Raw genomic sequence first — 2,144 nt, 5'->3', positions numbered from 1 at the left:
TGCCGGGACTGTGGCAGGACCGGCAGGCAGGCGAACGCAGCATGGCCGAACCCGGCGCGCTGTCCGGCGCCCTGCCCGACGCGATGGCCGACCTGACCCCGGACGAGGCGCGCCTGGCCGCGATCTGGGCGCGCGTGGTGGGCGAGGGGCGGTTTGCCCCCGAGGCCGGTTTCTATGACCTGGGCGGCGATTCGCTCAGTTCCGTGCAGATCGGCCTGGTCATGGAATCCGAACGCCTGCCCCGCCCGGTGATCCGCGCCACGATGGAAGGCCGCAGCCTGCGCGAGGCGGCGGCGCTGTTGGCGGCGGATGCCCCGGCAGCGCAAACGGACGCCCTGCCCGAATCCGCGTTGCGCAGCTGGGCGATCACGATGACCCGCGCCGTGATGGCCTTGTCGGTGATCCTGTCCCATTGGGGACCGGGCGTCTTTGAAAGGCTGGGTATCGGCCGCCAGGCCGAGGCCGCCCTTGCGCTGTTCTACCGGATGGGCACGCCGGGCTTCGCGGCGGTTTTCGGGATCGGCATCGGCTATTTCATGCTGCCCGATTTCGCGGCCCGCCGGGGATCGGTCCTGCGCAGGCTGGGGGGATCGTTCCGGCTGGTCCTGACAGGGCTTGCCCTGCTGGCCGCGATCCGGCTGGGAAACCTGGCCCTGCGCGGCCAGCCAATCGGCGGGCTTGAAATCGCCCATTCCTTTTACGGTGTGCTGGCCTATTACGCGGTCATGCTGGGCACGGCCCGCTGGTGGCTGCCGCCCCTGGCGCGGCTGGCGCGGCCGATCCCCTGGCTGCTGGCGGGCCTGCCGGTCCTGTGGATCCTGTGGCAGACGGTGCCCGCCCTGCTGCCCGCCGATCAGCTGCAATCGCTGCTGGAATGGCCCCGGCTGATGCTGGTCGCGGGCTACAACGTCTTCAAGATGAGCGCGGTCGCCGCGGGCGGCATGGCCATCGGCCTGTGGATCGCCGGTCAGCCCGACAGCCGAAACGCCGCGCGCCTGCTGCTGACGGGGGGCGCGCTGGGGATGGCCGTGACCGTCTTGTCGCTGCTGGAGGCCGACGGGGCGGGCGCCTTTGTCAGCCGCGGCAGCCCGGTCTTCACCTCGCTGCCCGGTCTGATCTTCTATCTGTCCTTCGCAGGCTTCATGACCGGGCTGTTCCTGCGCCTGATCCTGTCCTGGGACGGCCTGATCGCGCCGCTGCGCGCGGTGCTGAAGCTGCTGCTTGTCACAGGCGGCCTGGCCTTGCCGATCTATGTCTTCCACGGGCTTGTCATCCCCGGCCGGCAGATGCTGAACGCCCTCGAGGTGCAGGGCGGAATGGCGCTGGCGATTCCCATGGGACTGTTCCTGCTGTCCATGGCCTGGCTGGGCAGGCGGTTGTGGCGGATGTATTTCGGCTGAAACTGCGGGAAAGGGCGTCAAGGGTTTTCTGGCAGAAGACGCCCTTGCACCAGGCACGCGAAACGGCACGTCCGGCTAAGCTGCTGTTCGCGCGCCTATCCTGGTTGATGTGCAGGAAAAAGATACTGTCGAAGACAGAAGGCGTTGCGGAAATGGCTTCAGCAACGCGTGGTGAATACTGACTCTGTTAACCGTTGTTTAACAATCTCTGCGGCGCCGTAAATCAACTGCGCCGTTCCGTCCCGACCTGCGGGGGACCGGCCCGCCAAGGGGGCCTTTCATGTACGATCTTTTCCACAACAGAGCTTCGGGCCTGGAAAGCCCGGCCACGCGCCTGTCCGCCGTCACCCCCAATGACGCCGCAGACCTGGCCTTTGCCACGCGGGCCATCGCGGTCGGCACCGAAGGCTTCATCCAGATGACCACGGTCAGCGGCGATACCGGCCGCGTCTTCGTCGTGCCCGGCGCCCCCTTCCCGGTCCGCGCGCGCCGCATCTGGGCCGCCGGAACCACCGCAACCGATATCGTCGCCCTCGCATGATGTTGCAGATCGGCGTGGGCTATGCGCCCCGCACCCTTCGCGCGCTGCAAACGCAGCCCGCGCAGGGACTCATGGTCATGGTTGCCTCGGACGATGCGGCGGTCCCGGTCCATGCGACCGCGAGGACGATCGAGGTGGCGTCCCCGTCGGTCCATGCAGGCCGCTATCCGCTGGCGATGGCCGACCTGGCCCGTGGCCCGGTC

General features: G+C 68.3%; 3 protein-coding genes. All 3 read left to right on the top strand.

The annotated features are described in order from the left end of the window. Positions 1 to 1,400 (top strand): acyl carrier protein (locus Q4F04_RS15630; protein WP_303370709.1); only part of this gene is annotated, 1,400 nt, incomplete at its 5' end. Positions 1,401 to 1,680: 280 nt separating this feature from the next. Continuing rightward, complete coding sequence (locus tag Q4F04_RS15625) at positions 1,681 to 1,941, top strand: hypothetical protein (RefSeq protein WP_303370708.1); 261 nt, start codon at positions 1,681 to 1,683, stop codon at positions 1,939 to 1,941. After that, on the top strand, positions 1,938 to 2,144 hold a 207-nt coding region (locus tag Q4F04_RS15620), incomplete at its 3' end, for a hypothetical protein (RefSeq protein ID WP_303370707.1). The genes Q4F04_RS15625 and Q4F04_RS15620, both read left to right, overlap by 4 nt.

Source organism: Paracoccus sp. (in: a-proteobacteria) (assembly GCF_030536915.1).
GTDB lineage: Bacteria > Pseudomonadota > Alphaproteobacteria > Rhodobacterales > Rhodobacteraceae > Paracoccus.
This window is presented reverse-complemented; position numbering and strand designations above follow the sequence as displayed.

Coding starts and splice junctions, on each gene's coding strand:
- Q4F04_RS15625 (WP_303370708.1), top strand. CDS start 1,681: ATGTACGATCTTTTCCACAACAGAGCTTCGGGCCTGGAAAGCCCGGCC.